This is a genomic window from Streptomyces monticola, assembly GCF_042665355.1.
Classification (GTDB): domain Bacteria; phylum Actinomycetota; class Actinomycetes; order Streptomycetales; family Streptomycetaceae; genus Streptomyces; species Streptomyces monticola.
In genome coordinates, this window is the sequence record NZ_JBHTCF010000014.1 from 112,303 (window position 1) to 131,076 (window position 18,774).

Genomic DNA, 18,774 nt, shown 5'->3' on the forward strand with positions numbered 1-18,774 from the left:
CGTCTGGTGTGTTGGCTTCACTGCGCGCTCCGTCCGCCGTGGGCCGTCGCGGTGCGCAGGACCAGGCGGGTGGGCAGGGCTGCGGCGGCCAGACCGAGCAGGCCGGTACCGGTGAGGAGCCCGGTGTACCAGAGAGGGTCGACGATGATGCGCCACTGGCCGTCCTGGGCGCTGCTGAACGTTCCCACGACCACCGCGGCGATCCCCGCACCGACCACGAGGCCGGCAGTGACCGTCAGTACCGCTTCGCGTGCGGCCATCGCCCGTACCTGGCGGGCGGTGGCGCCCAGCAGTCGCAGAGCGGCGTACTCGCCGCGGCGGCCGAGGGCGGCCATGGCGAAGGTGTTGAGGACGGCGACGGCGGTGAAGACGAGGGAGATACCGGTCAGCAGGCGCAGCGCTGCCTGCTGGGAGGCGGTTTCGGCGTCCTGCCGACTGGTTGCTGCCTCGTCACCGTACGCGGACAGCTGCGGAAACTGCGCCCGCAACTCCTTCACGGCCGCCGGACCAGGGTTCTGGCCGAGGTGCACGGCCGACACAAGGGGCCGAGTGGTGTGCGCGGCGGCCAGTGAGCCGGGCAGCAGCATGTCGCCGAACCCGGCGGACCGGCCGTACAGGGCCACCACCGGCCGCGAGACATACGTACCGTCCGGCAACCACAGCCCGACCGTTTCACCCACCCGCCAGTGCTGGCTGCCGGCCAGGTCCGTACTGACCGCCACCCCCTCGGCGAGCCCGTCCAGGGAACCGCTGGTGACCTTCAGATCCAGCACACCGCCGCCGGTGCGGTACAGGCCCTGGGCGGGGTAATGCTGCGGCTTGCCCCCCTTGCGGACCATGACCTCGCTCGGCACGGTCGCATCCACATCCCGTACCCCCGGCATCCTGGCCGCCTCTTCGTAGGCGCCCAGCGGCAGGCCGGGGCCGTCGGCGGCGGTCAAGCTCTGGCGGGCGGAGGCGACCCGGGCGTGGGCGGCCTGGTCGGTGAGGTTGCTGAGCAGAGTGGAGTTGAGCAGCATGGTGGCGTTGAGAGCGAACAGCAGCGCCAGCGGCATCGCCGCCCCCGCCGTCCGCAGCGGGAAGCGCCGGGTGTTGGCCGCGGCCAGACGGCCGGTCGCCCCTGGCAGGACACCGCCCAGCACCGCACCCACCACCCGGACCAGCCAGGGTCCCAGGGCGGCGGCGGCACAGACCAGCAGCGCGCAGCCGATGAAGCCCATGCCCACACCGATCCCGCCGCGCATCGGCGTGAACACCAGCACGGCCACCGCACCGGCGACCAGTACCGCACCGGTCACCACGCGCCAGATGCCGCCGCTGGCCGGAGCCGCAGCCGCCTCCCGCATCGCCTCAGTCGGAGCGATCCGCGCCACCCGCCGACCGGCGAAGTACGCCGCCAGCCGCGCCACCCCCACCCCGCAACCGGCCGCGATCAGCAGCGGCAGTGCGCTGCCATGCACGTCAAGAGATGCGGGAACCGCGCCGGTGGCCACGAACCGCTCACCCATCCAGCCCGCCAGCCACGACCCGAGCGGAGTCCCCACCACGGCGGCGGCCACGCCCACCGCCCATGCCTCCAGGCCCATCAGCCGGCGCACCTGGCGCGGCGTGGCGCCGAGCGTGCGCAGCAGCGCCAGCTCGCGCAGTCGCTGCCGGGCGGCGAAGGCGATGGTCCCGGCGATGACGAACAGGGCCGCGAACACGGTGATGCCGGCCATCGAGCCGAACACCCCGACCGCCCCGGTGTAGCTGACCAGCACAGCCGGTGCGTCGGCCTGTACCCGTTCGTCTCCGGTGAGCACTCGCACGTCCGGCCCGGCCGCCGACCGCACCTTGTCCAGCACTGTGCGGCTGTCGGCGTCCGGAGCAAAGCGCAGGGCGAGCGCGGTCGCATCGCCCGGCTGGGACAGCCGTTCCGCGTCCGAGGCGGAGAAGAACACCGCGCCTTGCGAGGAAAGCTGCGGCCCTCCGGGGGCGGCGACGGTGCCGGCGAGTCGGAACGAGGCGACCTTGTGCGGCAGGGCCATGTGCACGCGGCCCCCCACATGCACATCGGCATGCCGTGCCAAGCCCGCGTCGAGCACCACCTCGCCGTCCTGGGGTACGCGCCCGGCAAGAAGCCGGAAGGGGGTCAGGGAGGCGGAGGACCAGGCATGGCCCATCACCGGCGCGGTCGCGTCCGAGCCGCCACCGACCGGTTTTCCGCGGGGTGTGAGCGGCTGGGCGTAGAACGACGTGTCCTCGGTGACCTGCGTGACTCCGGGCACGGTGGCCAGGCGGCCGGTCAGGCCATCGGGGAGCGCGGGCGCACCGGACAGCGGGCGGGTCTCGGTGTCGTCCCCGTCTTGCACGGACACCTGACGCGCGGCGCTGACCACGGCGTCAGCGGCGGTGTACCTGTCGGCTCCGGCCGGGGAGGACAGAGCGGAGAACAGCAGCGTGCCGCAGGCGGCGACCAGCGCCACCGCCAGGGCTGTGCCGAGAAAGGTCCCGGCGAAGGACCACCAGCGGTGGCGCACGGTGGCAAGAGCGAGACGGATCATCGGGCACTCAGCTCCGTCATCACCGCGGCCACCTGCGCGGCCGAAACGTCGCTCATGGAGGAGTGGACCTGACCGTCGGCAAGGAACAGGACCTGGTCCGCCCAGGCAGCGGCAGCCGGGTCATGCGTGACCATCACCACCGTCTGCCCCAGCTCGTCCACCGCCTCCCGCAGCAGCGCCAATACCTCATGCCCGGCAGCCAGATCCAGCGCTCCGGTCGGCTCATCGGCGAACAGCACCTGCGGGCGTCCGGCCAGCGCCCGCGCGACCGCAACCCGCTGCTGCTGGCCGCCCGAGAGCTGATCCGGGCGAGCACTCTTGCGCCCGGACAACCCCACGCGTGCCAGCACTTCATCCGCCCAGCGCCGGTCCGGCCGCACCCCGGCCAGCCGCTGCGGCAGCAGCACGTTCTGCCACACCGACAACGCCGGAACCAGGTTGAACGACTGGAACACGAAACCCGCCTGGCGACGGCGCGCCCGCGTCAGGGCCGGCTCCCGCAGCGCACCGATGTCCTCCCCGGCCAGCCGGACACGCCCGGCACTGGGCCGTTCCAGACCAGCCGCGCAGTTCAGCAGCGTGGATTTCCCGGACCCGGAAGGACCCATCACCGCCGAGAACGTGCCCGCCGCCAACCGTGCGCTCACCCCCCGCAGCGCGGGCGTCCCGCCACCGCCGGGGTAGGTCTTCGACACGTCTTCCAGCTCGACCGCAGCGGCCACCGGATCACTCGCGAGGTACATGCTCTCAAGCCTCGCGAAAACGCAGCCGCACGCCCACATGGCCCACTCGTAACCTCAAGGTAGGGATAGCCCTACCTTGCAAGCAGGGCGGCTACGGACAGCGAACAAATGATCAGATGACCGCTGACGTCCGCGCGCCCGTGTTGTCAGGCACCGACACGGGAACCGCAAGATCGAATTTCACACGCCGTCCTTACCGCCTGCACTCCCCAGTTTCGTCCCGCAGGTAGTCGCTGTGCATGCCCGAAAGGTCGCATGACACCAGACACGGCGGGACTGGCCATGGCCGCTCCCGCGCCTTGGATGAAACGCCCCGTCACGAGTTGCCAGGGCTCCTGCGCGAGCCCGCAGAGGAGGCTTGCCGCACCGAACAGGGCCACACCGCTCAGGAAGACACGTCTGCGGCCCAGCAGGTCTGCCATGCGGCCGAACAGCAGCAACAGCCCGCCGAAGGCGAGGAAGTAGGCGTTGACGACCCAGGCCAGGCCTGCGGTGCTGAAGCCGAGGTCATCGCGCATGGTGGGGAGCGCGATGCTCACGACGTTGTCGTCCAGGACGAGCATGAACTGTACGAAGCACAGCACGACCAGCGCCGGCCCTCGGCGCCCAACACCCGTGGGTGTGGCCGTGGTTGACGACAGCGACGTCATGCTGGACGCCCTGTCCTTGTCAGCGGCCTGTGTGGCAGGGGGGGGGGAGCGCCCGCGGCGCGGATCATTGATCGGCATGGCTCGACGCTATGCACCGGCCGGTGTGGCCGCGATCCGCTACGGGGCCACGCCATAACGCATTGGGGACATAGGCTTGGGACATGACCGATGCCGTTGTGGGGGCCGTGCCGGCCGGAGTGGGCGCGATCGTCGTAGGGAACTTCCCGCTGGCATCCGGGCAATGGTTTGTCCCGCACAGCCACCCGCAGCACCAGTTGGCTTGGGCGCAGCGCGGGGTGCTCGGCGTCGCTGTCGACGACGCCTACTGGGTCGTGCCGCGGACACGGGCGTTGTGGCTGCCCACGGGGGTCGTCCACCGGACCGGCGCGACCCGCGACGCGGTGCTGTGCAGTCTCTACTTCGAACCGGACAGATGCGATGTGGACTGGACAGAGCCGACGCCGGTCGGCGTCGACGGGCTGCTGGCCCATCTGATCTCCTACCTCAGCCGCGACAACCTCCCCGATGACGCGCGGCTGCGGGCCGAGGCGGTCGTCCTTGATCTGCTGCACCCCTTGCCGGCCACGCCCATCGATGTGCCGGTCCCCGCCGACGACCGCGTCCGCGCCGTGGCCGACGCGCTGCTCGCCCACCCCGAGGACCCCCGGAGTCTTGAGGCACACGCACGGGCCGTCGGCGTGAGCCGGCGCACCCTGACGCGGCTGTTCGTCCATGACACCGGCATGACCTTCGACCGCTGGCGCACGCATGTGCGGCTGCGTGCCGCCCTTCCCCTGCTCGCTGAAGGCCAGCCCGTTTCCCGCGTCGCACACGCCGTGGGATACGCGACGCCCAGCGCCTTCCTGGCGGCTTTCCGGCGCACCGTCGGCACGTCCCCGGGACGCTATCTCCGTGGCGACGCCGGGATGTCCCACTGACCCGCAGCGAGGATCCTCACCCTGGGCGTTGGCCAGGCTGACGCTGCGACGGCCGGCCCGGCGGTGCGACGCGGGGACGACAAGGCACACCTGCGGATGCTCGGCGTTGAAGGTGCCCCGGCCAGGAGGAGGACCGCGGCGATCGCCTGCTCGCGGCTCCCCAGCCGACAGATCAGCGAGGGCTGCGTGCTCGGCAGGGCTGTTGGTCGTCGCGCAGATTCGCGGCCCTCCTGCAGTGTGATCGAGGTGGATCGGTGCTGCCCCGCCCCGGAATCCGCAAGACCAGGTCGAGCCGGTCTCCGGGGCGCCGATCGTGCCGGCACGGTTTACGGCCATGGCATGAACCGTTCGGCGACCCACTGGGCCGGCGCGGCGGCGGCCGGGTCAGGGGGGCGAGGACGCAGGTGGGCGAGGGCGCCTCAGACCGGCGTACGGAGTACCTGGGTTCCTGCACTGCCGTGCGGGGCGAGCAGCCCCTGGGCGGCCAGTTCTTCCACGGCCCGCTTGATGGTCGAGCGGGATGTCGCGTAGTGGACCGCGAGCCGGGTCCTGGAGGGCAGCATGCCCGTGATCTCACCGCGAGCGATGCGCTCCCGCAGGTCGCAGGCCACGGCTCGGTAGCCCGAGCCTGTGGACGCCCGCGGTGCAGCATCTCCCCGGCAGCCCGCCGGGGGTACGGACGTCTCCCGCTCTGCGGCGCTCCCGGGTGACTTCGGTTGGCACACCGTCCGGTACTCGTGGTGCAACCGAGTGTGGGCGGCCCGGCGGACGAACTGCGCCGTGGCCGCCGGCACGTGGTGGTAGTGCGCGATCGCGGTGGTGTCCAGCAGACCGGCCGTCGCACCGCCCGGGGCCTCGTTCATCCTCCGCAGGAGGTCACTCGCCATGGCCTGGTAGGGCTTGGCAGGTCCGTACGAACGAAGCCGCCTGCCGCCCCACCCGGGCCCGCGTACTCGGCGTGTTCAGTGCGGACTCCGTGCCCGCGCTCACCGAGCAGCAACTGCCCTCGGGCCTCAGCCACGAGCCAACCCGCCGTTTCCTCACCGAAGTCGGCTTCCCGGCCGTCTCCGGATTCTACGGCCTCGACACCCACCATCTGCTCGGGACCGGGCTCAGGGAGCACCTCTGGGAAGGCGCCGAGGAAGGTGAAACACCGGTCGGTGACGGGCCGTTCTACGAGCTGGGCAGCTGGATCGGCGGCGTCCTCCTGCTCGACGGCCACCGGCCGCGTGCTGCGCCAGAGACTGCCGGACGCGGTCGACGGCGATCACCCGGGCGATCCGCTGGCCGGCTCGTCGCTCGCCTCGTTCGTGGCGATGGTGTGCCTGCAGTGGGAGTACATGACCGCCTACACCACGTCCGGCGGGCTCGACAGCGCTGATCTCCTCGATGAACTCACCGCATGGCTGGCCGCTCTGGACCCCGCCGCAGCGGCCACCAGGAACTGGGGACACGTACTGGAATCCGAGATTTTCTACGCGCTCTAGCCGCACTTGGCGCCGGGCTGCGGCTCTTGGGCGCACACGGCCGGACGTCCGCACGGCAACAGCCATAGGCTGATCGACGCTCCCCGTGAACTGGCCGCCGAACTGGCGGAAGGACTCCCGCCCGGCTCAGTACAGGTCATCGATCTGGACAAGGCCGAGGGGGGGCGGACCACTGAGCGCTGGTACGGCAGGCCGAGGCGGCTCTCCACCCGCAGTTCGGCGCTCCTGAACTGCCGTTCACCACCGATCCCGCGGCCCGTCGCGCTCTCGCCGAGAGCCTCGCGGAGCGGGCCGGCGGCAGCGCGCTGGTCGTGGAGCTCGCCACCCGCTGCATCCTGCTGACCGCCGAGGGCGCCGCCCCCGCAGACCACACTCAGTGGCCCGCCTCGGTCGGTGAGGCCTTGACGTACAGGCCCGACGCCTCGGCGCCGACCCACAGACGCTCCGTACCCGGCTCGCACCGCCGGCCCTCACCGAAGACAAGGGCGTACCTCCATGAACTCCCCCATTCCATACCCCCCCTTGAGACCTCCCCCTTGAACTGCCATCAAATCGCTTGCACAGGCGTGTAGTTGGGGTGGAGGAGTGCGCAAGGTCCAGTGTCTTCGGTTCAGCCCCGGCGGCTCGGGAGGCAGGCTGACGCAGAGGCCACGCCACCGGTCCAGTGGTCGGAACACCCAGAGGGCTCGCAATACCGGGGGACTCGGAACACCCGGGGACTCGGAACACCCGGGGGCTTCGTCGCGTCGCACCCGTGATTGCCGCGTCCGAGGGTGACTCATGCCCGCTGGCCGACCGCTCTCACTCAAGACCTGCCGGCGACAACAACGGGGAGAGATCCATGCCTGATGACGCCCGCGACCGCATCGACGACATCCGGGACAGTGCCGATGTGGACGCGCAGATATTCGAGCAGATGAAGAACTCCGGTCCCAGCCAGGGCCTCGACGACACCGGGACGGTGAAGGTCGACCTGGATGAGGAGGGAAAGCTCGCCGGGATCCGAGTCGACCCCAACTGGCGCCGGTCCCTGCGGGACACCGAGCTGGCCTCCGCCGTACTCGGCGCGTACCAACAGGCTGTGACACAGCGCCTGGAGGCCTGGGGGGAGGCCATGGAGCGTGCCGAGGCGGAGCCGCCCCGGCCCCGCCCCAGGCCCGCGATGTCCGAGACGGTGGCCGGCCAGCTCTACGAACGCTTCGGACAGTCGGGGACCGTTGACGACACACGCGCCCTCAACCGGCTCCTCGACATGCTCGACGAGCTCGACGGCGCCATGCAGGAGGCGAACGCCGAGGCCGACTCGATGGCCACGAGCCAGATCACAGGCCGGAGCACCTCCGGGCACGTCACCGCCACCGTCTCCGGGGCGGGCGACCCGATCGGACTGGACTTCGACCTGCACTGGCTCGGGCGCGCCCACGACTTCAACATCGGCCGCGAGGCCATGGAGGCGCTGGATCAGGCCCGCCGCCGGCTCGCCGAACAGACCGAGGAGAGCCCGCCGTTCGCACGGCTCGCCACCCTCGCGACCCTCGCCGAGAACCCTTCCGACCTGGCCCAGTACCTCGGGCTCCAGGACGCTCCGCCTTCCTACGGCCGCTGAGTCCACCGACGGAAACCGACGAAAGGGGCCACCGATGACCTTCAAGACGTCCATGGAAGCCTTGACCAATGACGCCAAGCGCTGGGACGACACGGCCGCGATGCTGCAGACCGCCGGGGCCAAGTGTGCGGACCTGACCCTGCGCGCCCAGGACTTCTCCTTCATGGGCGGCGACACCCACGAGGCGTACGAGGCGGTGCGCGAGTTCATGAGGAGCTACCTCCTCGACGGCGAGCGCGCGGCGGCCGGGGCCGGCAACGCGCTCATCAAGGTACGCAACACCTACGAAGGCAGCGACGAAGCGGCCAAGCAGCGCCTCAAGGAGGCGTGGGAGTGGCACTGAGCCCCAGCGGGCCACGGCCACGCCGGGGGCCCGGCCGACCAGCACTGTTACGGGAGACGGAGACAGCACGATGGACATCCACGCACTGATCGAGAAGGTCCAGGCAAAGCTCAACCACATCCGCGATCTGGTGAACCAGATCCGTTCCAAGATCAACAGCCTGCTGTCCAAGGTGCCCGCCTTCCTGGAGTGGGTCGTCTCCAAGGTCGAGGACCTCTGGAACAAGTTCTGCAGGAAGATGGACGAGTTCTGGGACTGGTTCACCGACAAACTCGCCTACGTCGGCGACCCCTTCGTCCTCAAGGAGACCGGGGAGAAATGGCACTCCGAACTCGGTGCCCCTGCCCATAGACGAGCGGGTGAGGTGGAAGCGGACGACCTGATGGTGGACGACATCTGGACGGGAACCGCGGCCAGCGCCTACAAGTCCAAGATCGACGGCCAGAAGAGCGCGCTCAATACGATCGGGGTGCGCTATGCGTCCGCCGTCTCGTCCGCCCTCAACACCATGAAGACCGGGATCTGGACCTTCTGGATCGCGGTCGTGAGCGCGCTGGTGGTGGCCGCCCTGGCGTTCATCGCGGGGATCGGCGCGGAGGGCACCATCATCGGCATCCCGGCGGGCCTCCTCGCACAGATCGCGGCGGTGGTCGGCTTCCTGCTCGCTGCCGGGGGCGCCACGATCGCGCTGAAGTTCGCCGCCGACGATTCGGCCGCGGCTCTGCGCAACCTCAACAGTTACAGCGACAAGTGGCCCAGCTTCGCCCTCGGGTGAAGTGGCCCAGCTTCGCCTCGGTTGACCGGGAGAGTGCGCAGATGACAACCAGCGTTCCCGAGGCCACCGTCAGGCGATTCCTGACGATGCTCGGCTTCGTCGCGCTCGCCTTGACGCTGGTCAATGCCGGGTTCACGGTCCTGGCGCTGACGTCGGGGCCGACGACCTCCTCGACGGACGAGGCACTCCGGGTGACGACGTACTTCGCGCCGCCCCTGGCAGTGCTGTCCTTCTGCGGGGCCGCCCTTGCCTTCTCGGGCAGGAGGCCGACGCGTCGGCCGGGCCTCGCGGGCGCGGCCTTCCTGGTGCTGCTGCTGGCGTGCGCGGCGGTCGTGGCGGCGTGCGCGGCCCTCCTGATCCGGCACGCGGGACCGTCGGCGCTTCCGTGGCTGGGGCTCAACCTCCCGCTGGTTGGCGCGCTGTTCGTCTGCCGACGGCTGTTCCGGTCGGCCCAGCGGAGGGGGTTGCCGCACATGGACGAAAGCTGAGCGGCTTCGCGGGAAGTCCCGCGGAGCCGCTCAGCCCTTGCTCTGCTGCGGCGGCATCCGGTTGAGTTTGCGCCGGATGAACGACGACATCGTCGCGTCCAGGCGCAGATGCAGTTGCGTATGCCCGCAGGCTGCGCAGATATAGGCGTCGAACACCGGCTTCTTCGCCCCGAACTTGCCCTTTCCCGGCTGGCGGAGCCCTGCCTGCGCCACGTACTCGCCCCAGCACACCTCGCCGCCGCCGCACACCCCACAGCGTCCATTGCGCATATCCCCATTGGCCATGGGGGTGAGCCTAGGCGGTCTTGGGAAGCCGTAGTGCAATCTGTCACCGGTCGGCGAGGAGAAGGAACCGAGGAGTAGAAACATGGCACCGGACACACCCGACGCAGCACCCCACACACCATCGTCCACCCCGCCGTCCACACGGCCCCGCACACCGCCGTCCACCCCGGAGCAGGCCCTCGCCATCGTCCGCGGCCGCTACGCCGAACCCAAGCTGCCCGACGGCTCCCCTGCCCAGATGCGCGTGCACGAATTCGACGTCGGCTACCTGGTCTACGCGATCTTCCCGCCCACCACGGACGCGGCGGGGCGGCCGCGACCTGCGCCTCTCGGCGGTTCGCACGTCGTCGTATCGAAGGACACCGGAGAGACCTTCACCATCCCCAACTTCCCCACTGAGCAGGCCATCGCGCTGTACAAGAAGATCAGGGCGCGCAACGCATAGGTGCTGCCCGCTCCCTCAGCGGAGCCGCTCCTTCAGTAGAGCGAGAGCCCGTCTGTTGGTATGTCCGGGCGTCACCGGCTCACCAGAGGTGCACGACCGGCCGAAAGGATCTGCGTGGCCACGGAGTCACCAGCGACGGCGTTCCCTCTCCGTGGGGCATGCCCGGAACCTGTTCCCGCCGCCTGCTTCCGGCAGGTGTTCCATACGCGCGAGGGACACGGCAGCCCCGTCGGGGCCCGGTGACTGCATGCGCCGGCCCCCGAGGGGCGGCTTGCGGGCCGAGCCAGGACCGGACCCAGCCGAGGGCCGGCCAGTGCCCTAATCATGTTGACCGCCCCCGGCAGGCAGTGCTGGAGTCGGCACGTGGACAGCATCCCCGCCAACCGGCGGCTCTGGAACCAGATCAGCAGCACCTACCAGCACAAGCACGACCCGCGAATCGGCGCCGCACCCCGACTGTGGGGCATGTACTCCATCCCCGACGCACACCTGCACGCGCTGGGCGACGTCACCGGCAAACGCGTCCTCGAACTCGGCTGCGGCGCCGGCCAGTGGTCCAGGGCGCTCGCCGCCGAGGGTGCCACAGTGGTCGGGATGGACCTGTCCGAGGCTCAACTCGCCGCGGCGGCCCGCGCGATGGGGGCGGCCCGCTACCCGCTCGTGCAAGGCGCCGCCGAACAACTCCCCTTCGCCGACGGCAGCTTCGACCTGGTGTTCTGCGACTTCGGTGGGCTCAGCTGGGCGCCCCCGCACCTGGCCGTCCCGCAGGCCGCACGCGTCCTGCGCCGGGGCGGGCGCCTGGTGTTCAACGTGGCCAGCCCATGGTTCGAAGCGTGCTACGACGAAGCCGCAAGCCGCGTGACCACCACGCTGCAGCAGGACTACTTCGGGCTGAACACCATCGCAGAAGGCGACGGCTCGACCAGCTATCAGCTGACCTACGGCGACTGGGTCAGGGTCCTGCGCGGCGCGGGTCTCATCATCGACGACCTCATCGAGCCGCGGCCCGAACGCGGAACACCCAACGGCTACAACGAAACCGACCCTCCCGACTGGGCACACCGCTGGCCGGCGGAACTGCTCTGGGTCACCCACAAACCGTGAGCTCCACCGCGCCAAGACGCGAAGGCACCCCCTCGCCGGGCAGGCTCTAGGCCACGTTCACGGTGGCCTTCCACGGAGTGATCACTTGGGGGCAGACGGCGCCGGGCCGGGTGACCACGCAGCGGCGGTCCGCCTGCACCACGACCGCTCCGGACCGGACGAGTTCGAACGAGCCGGTGGCACCGCCGTCGGGCTTCTCCGTCCCGCCCGTCTGCACGGCAACGGTGGGGTCGGAGCTGACGGGCTTGGTGAAGACCCGCTTGACCCCGTTCTCGGTCACCGCGGTGAGGCCTACGGCGACGGTGTCCCCGGACGCCGCGGCGATCACCCTGCCGTTGTCGGCATTGGTGAGCGAAATGACGCGTGCGGCCTGACCGTGGTGGGCGCGGGGCATCGCCCGCCACCGAAGTCTGCTGTGCGGCGGCAAGCGGCAGTACGTCAGCCATCGCCGCCAGCACGGTACGGGCGGCCATCGTCATGTTCGGGCTTCTGGATCGCTTGGTCGGAACGCCCTGACACCGGAACGGTCACTCGGGTTCCGGCACGCCATCGACGCGAACATGAAAGATGAGCAGGATGCGCTCGTTGGGAACGGCGCGCACAGCGGCAGCACAGAGCACTGAATGGCTTAGGGCGTACTCGGAAAGATCTTGGGTGATGCTCCTGGCTCTCACGCGCCGCCTGAAGGTGTTTCGCCACGCTCCAACCGCAGCTGCGGACTGGGGGCATCAGTGCCGCACGGGGCCTCAAGTCGCGTCTTCGCGGCGGTGCGCACACCCGTGGCCGGTCCGGGAGTTCCCGTGTGCGTGAGGGGTTCCCGCGGCGGCGGACCGGCCCACAGGGTCGGGGCTTCAGTACGGAGGAGCGCGGGCCGGCTGCGTCGAGCGCAGCGGCAACCTTTGTCCCGTCGGCGGCAACCAGAGGGCGAGTCGCTCATTGGAGACTCCCAAAGGAGACGTCCCATGACCGTTCCCCGATTACCCGCAGCCGCTCGGGTCCGCACCCGGCTGCGGAACTCCGCACGCACCCTCAGGCGATCCGCCGCAATCGCCGGTGCCACAGGCATCGCCGCCGCAACCGTCCTCGCCTTCCCCGGCACGGCTGCGGCGCACGGCGTGGCCATGGTGCCCGGATCGCGCACCTACCTGTGCTACAAGGACCTGCTCGCGAACTCCTCCACCCAGATGCCGACCAACCCCGCCTGCAAGGCGGCGGTGCAGCAGGCAGGCACCACGCCGCTGTACAACTGGTTCGCGGTGCTCGACTCCAACGCCGGCGGCCGCGGCGAGGGTTATGTCCCGGACGGCAAGCTGTGCAGTGCGGGAGACCGCAGCCCGTACAACTTCTCCCCCTACAACGCCGCCCGCACCGACTGGCCGGTCACTCATCTCACCGCCGGCGCGACGCTCCAGATGAAGTACAGCAACTGGGCACACCACCCGGGCAGGTTCGAGGTGTACGTCACCAAGCAGGGCTTCAACCCCCTGCAGCCCCTTGGCTGGTCGAACCTGGAGAAGGTGCAGACGGTCTACAACCCGCCCCAGAACGGTGGTCCCGGCAGCGAGGCCGGCCACTACTACTGGGATCTGCGCCTGCCGGAACGGACCGGCCGCCACATGCTGTTCATCCAGTGGATCCGCTCCGACAGCCAGGAGAACTTCTTCTCCTGCTCGGACGTGGCCTTCGACGGCGGCAACGGCGAGGTCACAGGCCTGTCCAAGAACTGGCCGACCACCGCTGACGCCGCATCCGCTGACGCTCCCCGCGTGGAGAACGCGGCCGCCGAGACCGACGCCTCCGGCGTGGCACCGGCCGGCATCGTCACCGGCGCCGCTGGGGTGGCATTGATCGGCTGCGCGGCATTGGGCATACGCCGTCGCAAGTCCTAGACGCAGAGCACGATTTCGGCAGATGCGGTCCTGCCCCGTGGCCGTGGCCGTGGACCTGACGAGCCGAGCCGTGGCCGCCACCGCCCTGTGCGCGGCGGCCCGGTCCGGTCGGTACGTAGGCGCCGCCGTGCTCGCCGTGCCCGGCCGCAGGCTGGGTGATGCACCGTACTCGGGCGTCCTCGACCGGGAGTTCACCATGGTCATTCCCGAGAACAAGGTGAGGACGGACGTCACCGAGCCGTCTCACAGCACCTTCACCTTCGGCTCGGCACAGCTGGTTGTCTCAACCACCAGGTCACCGGCCATGCCGACAGTCACAGCCAACAGCTGCGCGACCACACGCTGTTACGGCACAACCAGCTGCCCAGCCGGGCCAGCGGCATCCGCGCCCCGGACACGTCGTCAACGAGGCGCTTGCTGACGGCGGCAGCGGCGGGAAGCGCGGCTCCGCCTTCCGCAGCTGGGGAGTTCCACCCCAGCTCGGATGCGCCCGCGCCGCAGGCCTGTTCGGCCTCGACGACGGGCACGATTACTTCAGGCGGCGGGCCGCAAGAGACCTCCGTAGAGCCGAGAGGTCAGCGGGCCCGGGATGCGATCTGTCGACGCGCAGGCCCCCAGACTTCTTCGAACTCCTCAGAGGTCATTCGCTCGGGGGCGTGGCCTTCCCATTCTGAGACGGGCGGCTCGGCTGTGATCCCGAACCTGCTGTCGTACTCATCGAGGTGACCCGCTTCGTGGGCCTGCTGCCATTCGTCGAGGGAGGCGGCTGCGATCGGGGTCCGTTCAAGCCCTTGCAGTTCGACCTGCCGGGTCACCCAGCCTTCGGCGTCGACCTCGAAGTAGAACCAGACATCTTCCCCGTCCCAGTAGCAGCGCATCCATCCCCATCTTCGGAGGGCATTCCCGCCTTCAGGCGGGGACGGAATCCGATGCTGAGCTCTGCGGCGCGGTGCGCCGCAGCATCGCTGCGGAATGCTCTGCGACGATTGCCGCGCTCAGTTCGGACGTTTCTGGTTCTCGATGTAGTCCTTGACTGTCTGGAGCGGTGCATCGCCGCATGACCCGGCGAAGTAGGAGCCGGAGCAGAAGCGTTCGTGGATGGTGACCCGGTTGACGCGGCCGGTGAACTCGGCGCGCAGGCAGCGTGAGCTGACGCCTTTGAGGCTGTTTACGAGGCTGGACAGGGCGACCTTGGGCGGGTAGTGCACCAGCAGGTGCACGTGATCCTCTTCGCCGTTGAACTCGATCAGGTCCGCGTCGAAGTCCGTGCAGATGTTGCGCATGATCCCTTCGCAGCGCGTCAGCATCGCGTCATCGAAGACGTTACGCCGATATTTGGTAACGAACACCAAGTGTACGTGCAGGTCATAACCTACGTGACGGCCGCGCCGCACATCCGGGTCTGCATCCCAGCGTGGTGACATCAACGAAGCGTAGTGCGCCGATGCGAGCTGCCCCGGAGGGCGGTGGGCCGGATGATCCGTGCGTACAAGTTCCTCATGCGGCCCACCGTGGGCCAGGGAGCCGCACTTGGTGAGATGCTGCGAGATCACTGCTCCCTCTACAACGCAGCCCTGCAGGAACGCCGCGACGCCCACCGGCACGTATCGAAGACGCACATCACCTACGGGATGCAGTCCGCGCAGCTCAAGGACATCCGGGCATTCGACCCGCAGCGTCAGGGCCGCTGGTCCTTCTCCAGCCAGCAGGCCACACTGCGACGCCTCGCCAAGGCATTCGCAAGCTCCGTGTCTGACCGAGAAGGCGATTCATGCCGCTTGTTGGGCGAGTTCAGCAGGGCCTGGTGGAGGCCGGGCGGCACTGGCTGAGGTGAACTCCTCACCCTTCTCCCTCACTTGAAGAGTTCAATGCGAGGCGTGGAGGCAGTCCATCCATGTACCAGCCTCAATGATGCATACACGCAGGCATCGGAGGTCCTGGTACCACCAGCGCCCCCCGATGATCCTCCTCATCGGCCTGGCCGGTCCTGGCCGCCATCTCGGTGAGCCTGCCCCTCTTCTCGGCCCAGGCGGCCGAAGGGCCGACGATCTCGTCCAGGGTCGCCACCCCTGACCGGTCCAAGCTGTTCGCACAAGGCGCCAGCCCCGTCTGCGCCGACGAGGACACCCAGCCCGCGCAGATGATCGACATCGATCCGGGCAAGCCGTACCAGACCTGGGACGGCTCCGGGGCGTGGATCACCGATTCATCCGCCTCACTGCTGTCCGGCTTGCCGCAGCGCAGCGCGACGAGGTCACGACGTCGCTGTTCAGCCCGACCGAGGGCATCTGCATGAGCATGCTCCGCCAGCCCATCGGCGCGTCGACTTTCGTCGACACACCGAGGTCTGATTGCCGCCAGCGCGCCTTGACGAGGTTGGCCATGCCGTCGGCATGACTCATCCCTTGACGGCCTCGGTGGCTGTCCTTCTTTGCGCCTGATGTCGTACTGCACCAAGCCGACGCTCTGCCCTATGGCGGCACCTGGCGTGAGCATTCGGGCATGGAGCAGTTCTTCCTCGCGATGAGCCGGACATGGGAATCGTTCGACTTGGTCGAGCAGAAGTCCCTCCACACCGGCAAGACCGCGGTAGTACTCCCCTACGTCCGTGCTCGCGCACGTGCGACCGGCCGGAATCTCACCTTTCGATCCTGCAGACAATCACGATCAAGGACGGGAGGATCGCTGAGGTCCGTTCTTCCCACACGAGCCGCATGACCCCACAGTCCGACAAGTAGCCCGGAGAGCACGGCGCAATGGATTCCCAAGCCGCACTGAACACAGCGAAGGACAGCCTGAAGGGGCTGGCCGTCGGCGACGCATTCGGGGAACAGTGGTCAGCCCTCTCCTCCGGAAGGGACACCTCCCTCGAAGGCCCGCTGCGGAATCGGAAAACGCCGCCCGCTGCGGCCTGGCCGTGGACGGACGACACCGCCATGGCGCTGTCAGTGGGCCAGATCCTGGAGAGACACGGCGAGGTCCGGCCCACGGAACTCGCGAGGGCCTTCGGCGAGAGCTTCGCGGCCGACGATGGCCGCGGCTACGGATTGGGCATGCACGAGCTCCTCCCGAGGCTGAAGACCGACCCGGACGGCTGGGCGCGTTACGTGACCGACCTCTTCGACGGGCAGGGCAGTCTCGGCAACGGAGCGGCCATGCGCATCGCGCCCCTGGGTGCGTACTTCTACGACGATGTGGACCGCGCAGTCGAGCAGGCGGCACTCGCGGCCCGTGTCACCCACGCACACCCCGAAGGGGTCGCCGGAGCCGTAGCTGTCGCGGTGGCCGCCTCGCTCTGCGCCCGAAAGGACCAACAGCCTCTGCCCGCCGATGCGTTCATACGGCAGGTCATGGCCCACACGCCGCAAGGCGCCGTCCATGACGGGCTGGGGCAGGCAGCCGCACTCCCCGCGAGCACCACCTCTACCGAGGCTGCCCGGGTGCTGGGCAACGGCAGCCGGGTCCGGGCCGACGACACCGTGCCGTACGCCGTGTGGTGCGCCGCGCAGAACAGCGACGACCTCACCCAGGCGCTCTGGGAAACTGCGCAGGGGCTCGGTGATGTGGACACCACCTGCGCCATCGCGGGTGGGATCGTGGCCGCCCGGACGGGGGTTGAGCGTGTTTCGTCCGAGTGGCTTCGGAGGTCGGAACCACTGCCGGACTGGGTCAACACATGATCAGCGTCGCTGGCTGACCGGGGCCGAGCCTGAGTCGGAGGCGGGCGCGGCGCCTGGATCTGCCTCAGCAGCGTGCGCACCGAGGCGTGTCGGCAGGCTGCGCGAGCCCGGTACGGGTACCGCGGCTTCAGGGGCCGGCCCCTGAAGCCGGCCGTCCGCCATCCGGAGCCTAAGGCCGACGCTGCCTGCCCCTAGAGCGCCCCGTCCCTGCCGGGATGGGGCGTTGCGCTGCAGCCGGTATGCGCGATCGAAGTCGCGGGAAGCCAGGAAAGGGCACCGCCTAGCCGATATCCGGAACCCGGTATGCGTCCGCGGCCACACCAGGCAGGGGCGCATCCGTGATCGTGACGTACATCGGGCCCCGGCTGCTGTCGATGCGCCACTGATCGAACAGGTCCGCGTCGTGCTCACAGTAGCGGTGCAGGAGGTCCAGCATCTGGCGCGCCTCGTCATCGGCGAGCGGCCCATCGGGGGCATCGGGGTGTCTGTTCACGCTCCTCCTCCGTGTACTTGTTCTGCGTATTCCCTCATCATCGGCCCTCCCTGTTCAGCATCGTGGCCTCGGACTGTTCCACCGGGACGAAGGAGGGGCCATGTGGCGGACCGAGGCATTCGGGGCGTCCCACGAGGGGTGGGGGGCCGTGCTGGAGGATGGCAGTGAGCCGTCACCGGCATATCTGGATCCGGGCAGTGGCTCCACTTTTCACGAGACACAGGAGTGGTGGGCGTACAGCAGCATGCTGCGCCGGCCGAAAGCCGAAAGGGCCCGAGCGGCGTGCTCCTGCGGCTGGCGCGGTGAGCGTGAGTACGCGATCGACTGGGACGAGGTCACGCCCTTCACGGAGGACTTCCACTCCGACGAGCCTCAAGACGACTGGTGGGGTCACATGGAAGCGGTCGAGGCGGGCACGATCCCACTCCCCCGTCGAACTGACGGACGTGATGGAGCTGCTGGAACGGCAGTTGGAGCGCCTAGTCCAGGACGCACCGCTGGCCGCGCTCAACGCAGTGGCCGCGCTGGAAGGCACAGTCAAGAGCGTGGCCTGTCGCGCTGCGGCCGATACGGAAGCCGACGGGCTGTCCGGGGAGGTGGTGGGCCGGGCTCTAGGGCTGTCCGAGGCAGAGGCACGTTCCCGCCTGTTGGGCCACCGCCTCGCCCGCTAAGCCTGGATACTGCTGGCCATTGTCCTGTGACAGCGAACCGTGAGTTCGTGCCATCGATTCCGCATGCCTGCTGTCAACTCGTTCGAGCAGCTTCGTGGCCGGTCATGCGGGCGACGGTACGAGAGTTGTGGCGACGGACTGCTTGCGAAGTCCTTCCGCCAGGTGCGCCATCTCCACGGCCGTGCCGACCACGCCGGCTCCACTCAGCTCGGCGGCCGCCATCCGGGCTTCGCCCAGCGGCAGTTGGCGCATCTCGCGCAGGGCTCGCATCACGTGGACGGGACTGACTTCCTCGGTCGCCACACGAAGCCGAACTGCCCCGTGCTCGGCGAGCAGTGCCTGCCTGATCTCCTGGGGTGCTGGGCCTGCGCCCGTCTCGCACCACGCGTCGGGGCAGGCTTGGCATCGCCCTTCAATGCCCCAGCGCAGCTGGCCCCGGTCGACGAACTGACCGAGATCGCGGACCAATACGCCACCACAGGCCACACAGGTCGAGGTGACCTTCACTCCCTGGGTGGCGGTGATCATGCGTACCCCTCCGCCACGATGTCTTCTGCGATGCCTTCTGCCTGCTCCTGCCGCAAGCGCGGCGTGACTGCGGCCTTCGTGGGCGAGACGGCCCGGCCAGCGCCAT

General features: G+C 69.3%; 23 protein-coding genes and 5 pseudogenes. 15 read left to right on the forward strand and 13 right to left on the reverse strand.

Annotated elements, in window-relative coordinates; genetic code table 11:
- Positions 1 to 17: 17 nt before the first annotated feature.
- The 3 genes and pseudogenes from ACFQVC_RS28425 to ACFQVC_RS28435 form a co-directional block, all read right to left on the reverse strand.
- Positions 18 to 2,543, reverse strand: a complete 2,526-nt coding sequence (locus ACFQVC_RS28425; protein ID WP_381835863.1) for an ABC transporter permease — start codon at positions 2,541 to 2,543, stop codon at positions 18 to 20.
- Entirely contained in the window at positions 2,540 to 3,286 is a 747-nt protein-coding gene (locus tag ACFQVC_RS28430; RefSeq protein ID WP_370423472.1) for an ABC transporter ATP-binding protein, read from the reverse strand. The genes ACFQVC_RS28425 and ACFQVC_RS28430 overlap by 4 nt, the downstream gene beginning before the upstream one ends.
- 265 nt (positions 3,287 to 3,551) lie before the next feature.
- Positions 3,552 to 3,936, reverse strand: a pseudogene (locus tag ACFQVC_RS28435) (MFS transporter); the annotation flags it as partial.
- Between the two features lie 161 nt (positions 3,937 to 4,097).
- Between ACFQVC_RS28435 and ACFQVC_RS28440 the strand changes: the two are divergent.
- Positions 4,098 to 4,874: a helix-turn-helix transcriptional regulator gene (locus ACFQVC_RS28440; RefSeq protein WP_381835865.1), complete on the forward strand. Its 777-nt coding sequence runs from the start codon at positions 4,098 to 4,100 to the stop codon at positions 4,872 to 4,874.
- 419 nt (positions 4,875 to 5,293) lie between these two features.
- Here the strand turns inward: ACFQVC_RS28440 and ACFQVC_RS28445 are convergent, their stop codons facing one another.
- A complete protein-coding gene (locus ACFQVC_RS28445) occupies positions 5,294 to 5,737 on the reverse strand; it encodes a GntR family transcriptional regulator (RefSeq protein WP_381835867.1) in 444 nt (147 codons plus the stop codon).
- A gap of 113 nt (positions 5,738 to 5,850) precedes the next feature.
- Between ACFQVC_RS28445 and ACFQVC_RS28450 the strand changes: the two are divergent.
- Together ACFQVC_RS28450 and ACFQVC_RS28455 are read left to right on the forward strand one after the other, a co-directional pair.
- Positions 5,851 to 5,979, forward strand: a pseudogene (locus ACFQVC_RS28450) (hypothetical protein); the annotation flags it as partial.
- Between the two features lie 55 nt (positions 5,980 to 6,034).
- Entirely contained in the window at positions 6,035 to 6,361 is a 327-nt protein-coding gene (locus ACFQVC_RS28455) for a hypothetical protein (RefSeq protein ID WP_381836091.1), read from the forward strand.
- A 373-nt stretch (positions 6,362 to 6,734) separates the two neighbouring features.
- Here the strand turns inward: ACFQVC_RS28455 and ACFQVC_RS28460 are convergent, their stop codons facing one another.
- Positions 6,735 to 6,875, reverse strand: coding sequence for a hypothetical protein (locus tag ACFQVC_RS28460; RefSeq protein WP_381835869.1), 141 nt, complete (start codon positions 6,873 to 6,875; stop codon positions 6,735 to 6,737).
- A gap of 327 nt (positions 6,876 to 7,202) precedes the next feature.
- Here ACFQVC_RS28460 and ACFQVC_RS28465 point away from each other — a divergent pair, with 327 nt between their 5' ends.
- The 4 genes from ACFQVC_RS28465 (at position 7,203) to ACFQVC_RS28480 (ending at position 9,573) form a co-directional block, all read left to right on the forward strand.
- Positions 7,203 to 7,967, forward strand: coding sequence for a hypothetical protein (locus tag ACFQVC_RS28465; protein WP_381835871.1), 765 nt, complete (start codon positions 7,203 to 7,205; stop codon positions 7,965 to 7,967).
- Between the two features lie 34 nt (positions 7,968 to 8,001).
- Positions 8,002 to 8,310: a hypothetical protein gene (locus tag ACFQVC_RS28470; protein WP_381835873.1), complete on the forward strand. Its 309-nt coding sequence runs from the start codon at positions 8,002 to 8,004 to the stop codon at positions 8,308 to 8,310.
- Positions 8,311 to 8,380: 70 nt separating this feature from the next.
- A complete protein-coding gene (locus tag ACFQVC_RS28475; protein ID WP_381835875.1) occupies positions 8,381 to 9,085 on the forward strand; it encodes a hypothetical protein in 705 nt (234 codons plus the stop codon).
- 41 nt (positions 9,086 to 9,126) lie between these two features.
- A complete protein-coding gene (locus ACFQVC_RS28480) occupies positions 9,127 to 9,573 on the forward strand; it encodes a hypothetical protein (RefSeq protein ID WP_381835877.1) in 447 nt (148 codons plus the stop codon).
- A gap of 30 nt (positions 9,574 to 9,603) precedes the next feature.
- Here the strand turns inward: ACFQVC_RS28480 and ACFQVC_RS28485 are convergent, their stop codons facing one another.
- On the reverse strand, positions 9,604 to 9,858 hold the full coding sequence (locus ACFQVC_RS28485) for a hypothetical protein (protein WP_381835879.1): 255 nt from the start codon (positions 9,856 to 9,858) through the stop codon (positions 9,604 to 9,606).
- Positions 9,859 to 9,940: 82 nt separating this feature from the next.
- On the opposite strand from ACFQVC_RS28485, the gene ACFQVC_RS28490 reads away from it, so the two are divergent.
- Positions 9,941 to 10,303 carry a hypothetical protein gene (locus ACFQVC_RS28490; protein ID WP_381835881.1) on the forward strand — a complete coding sequence of 121 codons (363 nt, stop codon included), beginning with the start codon at positions 9,941 to 9,943 and terminating at the stop codon, positions 10,301 to 10,303.
- Between the two features lie 363 nt (positions 10,304 to 10,666).
- Positions 10,667 to 11,407, forward strand: coding sequence for a class I SAM-dependent methyltransferase (locus ACFQVC_RS28495; RefSeq protein ID WP_381835883.1), 741 nt, complete (start codon positions 10,667 to 10,669; stop codon positions 11,405 to 11,407).
- A 46-nt stretch (positions 11,408 to 11,453) separates the two neighbouring features.
- Here the strand turns inward: ACFQVC_RS28495 and ACFQVC_RS28500 are convergent, their stop codons facing one another.
- On the reverse strand, positions 11,454 to 11,801 hold the full coding sequence (locus tag ACFQVC_RS28500; protein ID WP_381835884.1) for a hypothetical protein: 348 nt from the start codon (positions 11,799 to 11,801) through the stop codon (positions 11,454 to 11,456).
- Positions 11,802 to 12,369: 568 nt separating this feature from the next.
- On the opposite strand from ACFQVC_RS28500, the gene ACFQVC_RS28505 reads away from it, so the two are divergent.
- On the forward strand, positions 12,370 to 13,296 hold the full coding sequence (locus tag ACFQVC_RS28505) for a lytic polysaccharide monooxygenase auxiliary activity family 9 protein (RefSeq protein ID WP_381835886.1): 927 nt from the start codon (positions 12,370 to 12,372) through the stop codon (positions 13,294 to 13,296).
- 22 nt (positions 13,297 to 13,318) lie between these two features.
- Positions 13,319 to 13,585, forward strand: a pseudogene (locus ACFQVC_RS28510) (endo-1,4-beta-xylanase); the annotation flags it as partial.
- Positions 13,586 to 13,610: 25 nt separating this feature from the next.
- Here the strand turns inward: ACFQVC_RS28510 and ACFQVC_RS28515 are convergent.
- The 3 genes from ACFQVC_RS28515 to tnpA form a co-directional block, all read right to left on the reverse strand.
- Positions 13,611 to 13,823, reverse strand: a complete 213-nt coding sequence (locus tag ACFQVC_RS28515; protein WP_381836093.1) for a hypothetical protein — start codon at positions 13,821 to 13,823, stop codon at positions 13,611 to 13,613.
- A 48-nt stretch (positions 13,824 to 13,871) separates the two neighbouring features.
- The gene (locus ACFQVC_RS28520) at positions 13,872 to 14,174 is read right to left on the reverse strand and encodes a hypothetical protein (RefSeq protein ID WP_381835887.1); all 303 of its coding nucleotides are present in this window, start codon (positions 14,172 to 14,174) and stop codon (positions 13,872 to 13,874) included.
- A 117-nt stretch (positions 14,175 to 14,291) separates the two neighbouring features.
- Positions 14,292 to 14,720 carry an IS200/IS605 family transposase gene (tnpA, locus tag ACFQVC_RS28525; RefSeq protein ID WP_381835889.1) on the reverse strand — a complete coding sequence of 143 codons (429 nt, stop codon included), beginning with the start codon at positions 14,718 to 14,720 and terminating at the stop codon, positions 14,292 to 14,294.
- Positions 14,721 to 14,771: 51 nt separating this feature from the next.
- On the opposite strand from tnpA, the pseudogene ACFQVC_RS28530 reads away from it, so the two are divergent.
- Positions 14,772 to 15,041 (forward strand): annotated as a pseudogene (locus ACFQVC_RS28530) (RNA-guided endonuclease TnpB family protein); the annotation flags it as partial.
- Positions 15,042 to 15,494: 453 nt separating this feature from the next.
- Here ACFQVC_RS28530 and ACFQVC_RS28535 read toward each other — a convergent pair.
- A complete protein-coding gene (locus tag ACFQVC_RS28535; protein ID WP_381835891.1) occupies positions 15,495 to 15,680 on the reverse strand; it encodes a hypothetical protein in 186 nt (61 codons plus the stop codon).
- 43 nt (positions 15,681 to 15,723) lie between these two features.
- On the opposite strand from ACFQVC_RS28535, the pseudogene ACFQVC_RS28540 reads away from it, so the two are divergent.
- Together ACFQVC_RS28540 and ACFQVC_RS28545 are read left to right on the forward strand one after the other, a co-directional pair.
- Positions 15,724 to 16,034 (forward strand): annotated as a pseudogene (locus tag ACFQVC_RS28540) (nuclear transport factor 2 family protein); the annotation flags it as partial.
- 18 nt (positions 16,035 to 16,052) lie between these two features.
- Positions 16,053 to 16,976 carry an ADP-ribosylglycohydrolase family protein gene (locus tag ACFQVC_RS28545; RefSeq protein ID WP_381835893.1) on the forward strand — a complete coding sequence of 308 codons (924 nt, stop codon included), beginning with the start codon at positions 16,053 to 16,055 and terminating at the stop codon, positions 16,974 to 16,976.
- Between the two features lie 280 nt (positions 16,977 to 17,256).
- On the opposite strand, the gene ACFQVC_RS28550 is transcribed toward ACFQVC_RS28545, so the two are convergent.
- Positions 17,257 to 17,469, reverse strand: a complete 213-nt coding sequence (locus ACFQVC_RS28550; protein WP_381835895.1) for a hypothetical protein — start codon at positions 17,467 to 17,469, stop codon at positions 17,257 to 17,259.
- Positions 17,470 to 17,915: 446 nt separating this feature from the next.
- Here ACFQVC_RS28550 and ACFQVC_RS28555 point away from each other — a divergent pair, with 446 nt between their 5' ends.
- Positions 17,916 to 18,140, forward strand: coding sequence for a hypothetical protein (locus ACFQVC_RS28555; RefSeq protein WP_381835897.1), 225 nt, complete (start codon positions 17,916 to 17,918; stop codon positions 18,138 to 18,140).
- Between the two features lie 102 nt (positions 18,141 to 18,242).
- Here ACFQVC_RS28555 and ACFQVC_RS28560 read toward each other — a convergent pair whose 3' ends face one another.
- Positions 18,243 to 18,668 (reverse strand): hypothetical protein, encoded by a 426-nt coding sequence (locus ACFQVC_RS28560; RefSeq protein WP_381835899.1) that lies wholly within the window; start codon positions 18,666 to 18,668, stop codon positions 18,243 to 18,245.
- Positions 18,669 to 18,774: the final 106 nt, after the last annotated feature.

Bases quoted from the DNA above. Each gene is read 5' to 3' on its own strand.
- ACFQVC_RS28480 (WP_381835877.1), top strand. From the start codon at position 9,127: ATGACAACCAGCGTTCCCGAGGCCACCGTCAGGCGATTCCTGACGATG.
- ACFQVC_RS28465 (WP_381835871.1), top strand. From the start codon at position 7,203: ATGCCTGATGACGCCCGCGACCGCATCGACGACATCCGGGACAGTGCC.
- ACFQVC_RS28485 (WP_381835879.1), bottom strand. From the start codon at position 9,858: ATGGCCAATGGGGATATGCGCAATGGACGCTGTGGGGTGTGCGGCGGC.
- ACFQVC_RS28535 (WP_381835891.1), bottom strand. From the start codon at position 15,680: ATGGCCAACCTCGTCAAGGCGCGCTGGCGGCAATCAGACCTCGGTGTG.
- ACFQVC_RS28505 (WP_381835886.1), top strand. From the start codon at position 12,370: ATGACCGTTCCCCGATTACCCGCAGCCGCTCGGGTCCGCACCCGGCTG.
- ACFQVC_RS28445 (WP_381835867.1), bottom strand. From the start codon at position 5,737: ATGAACGAGGCCCCGGGCGGTGCGACGGCCGGTCTGCTGGACACCACC.
- ACFQVC_RS28475 (WP_381835875.1), top strand. From the start codon at position 8,381: ATGGACATCCACGCACTGATCGAGAAGGTCCAGGCAAAGCTCAACCAC.
- ACFQVC_RS28490 (WP_381835881.1), top strand. From the start codon at position 9,941: ATGGCACCGGACACACCCGACGCAGCACCCCACACACCATCGTCCACC.
- ACFQVC_RS28545 (WP_381835893.1), top strand. From the start codon at position 16,053: ATGGATTCCCAAGCCGCACTGAACACAGCGAAGGACAGCCTGAAGGGG.
- ACFQVC_RS28430 (WP_370423472.1), bottom strand. From the start codon at position 3,286: ATGTACCTCGCGAGTGATCCGGTGGCCGCTGCGGTCGAGCTGGAAGAC.
- ACFQVC_RS28470 (WP_381835873.1), top strand. From the start codon at position 8,002: ATGACCTTCAAGACGTCCATGGAAGCCTTGACCAATGACGCCAAGCGC.
- tnpA (WP_381835889.1), bottom strand. From the start codon at position 14,720: ATGTCACCACGCTGGGATGCAGACCCGGATGTGCGGCGCGGCCGTCAC.
- ACFQVC_RS28425 (WP_381835863.1), bottom strand. From the start codon at position 2,543: ATGATCCGTCTCGCTCTTGCCACCGTGCGCCACCGCTGGTGGTCCTTC.
- ACFQVC_RS28500 (WP_381835884.1), bottom strand. From the start codon at position 11,801: ATGCCCCGCGCCCACCACGGTCAGGCCGCACGCGTCATTTCGCTCACC.
- ACFQVC_RS28520 (WP_381835887.1), bottom strand. From the start codon at position 14,174: ATGCGCTGCTACTGGGACGGGGAAGATGTCTGGTTCTACTTCGAGGTC.
- ACFQVC_RS28560 (WP_381835899.1), bottom strand. From the start codon at position 18,668: ATGATCACCGCCACCCAGGGAGTGAAGGTCACCTCGACCTGTGTGGCC.
- ACFQVC_RS28440 (WP_381835865.1), top strand. From the start codon at position 4,098: ATGACCGATGCCGTTGTGGGGGCCGTGCCGGCCGGAGTGGGCGCGATC.
- ACFQVC_RS28460 (WP_381835869.1), bottom strand. From the start codon at position 6,875: ATGGAATGGGGGAGTTCATGGAGGTACGCCCTTGTCTTCGGTGAGGGC.